General features: G+C 65.1%; 1 protein-coding gene. It reads right to left on the bottom strand.

What is annotated here, in order from left to right; all coding sequences use genetic code 11:
- The coding region (locus ABFX56_RS15880) for an IS481 family transposase (protein ID WP_346234340.1) at positions 1–935 on the bottom strand (935 nt) is incomplete at its 3' end.
- Positions 936–958: the final 23 nt, after the last annotated feature.

Below are 958 nucleotides of genomic sequence, written 5' to 3'. Positions count from 1 at the left end.
GCGGTGTGGGGCCTGTGGTGATTGTATTCGTGGAGCCAGGCCGGGAGGGCTGCGCGGCGGGCTGATTCGCTGTTGTAGTGGCGTTTGAACGCCCAGCCGTCGGCGAGGGTGCGGTGGAACCGTTCGATCTTCCCGTTCGTTTGTGGGCGGTAGGGGCGTGTCTTTTTCGCCTTGATGCCCAGTTCTGCGCAGGTGTCGCGCCAGAGGTGTGATTTATAGGCGGACCCGTTGTCGGAGAGGACTCGTTTGATGATGATGCCGCGGCTGGCGAACCAGGACACGGCCCGCAGGAGGACGCCGACGGCGGTGGCGGCGGTTTCGTCGTCATGGATTTCGGCGTAGGCAACGCGGGAGTGGTCGTCGATGACGGTGTGGACGAACGCGGTCCCGATCTTCGGATTGCGGTAGGGGTTCTTCGCTTTGCCCGGCGTGGCGGCCCGGTTGCGTCTGCCCTGCTGCCGGCCGACATATCGCCAGCCGCCCCCGTCGGGGATGTTGCCGAGTTTCTTCACGTCGACGTGGATCAGGTCGCCTGGTCTTTCGTGCTCGTAACGCCGGACGACTTCGCCGGTGCGCACGTCGATGTGGTGGAGTCGGTTGAGCCGACACCGAACCAAGACGGCGTGGACGGTCGAGGCCGGCATGCCCAGCTTCGCCCCGATCGCGATTGGGCCGAGGCGTTTCTTCCACCGCAGGTGCACCACCTTCCGCACCAGGTCCTGAGACGTTTTGGTCGGGCTGTGGTGCGGGCGCGAGGACCGGTCATCCATCCCCGCCTCGCCCATCGCCTCGTATCGGTCGGCCCATCGTTTAGCAGTCGGCCACGACACGTTGAACTGGCGGGCGGCCTGGACCACCGGCCAATGATCGTCAACGATCAGACGCGCGATCCGCAAACGGTGACGGCGGGTCAAAGCGGCATTAGCGTGGGACACGAAGGACCTCCTGGTTCGAAGAG

Origin of the sequence: Parafrigoribacterium mesophilum (genome assembly GCF_039652555.1) — a bacterium.
In the GTDB taxonomy this organism is placed as follows: domain Bacteria; phylum Actinomycetota; class Actinomycetes; order Actinomycetales; family Microbacteriaceae; genus Parafrigoribacterium; species Parafrigoribacterium mesophilum.
The sequence above is the reverse complement of the archived record's forward strand: the minus strand, read 5'-3'. Positions and strand labels throughout refer to the sequence as shown.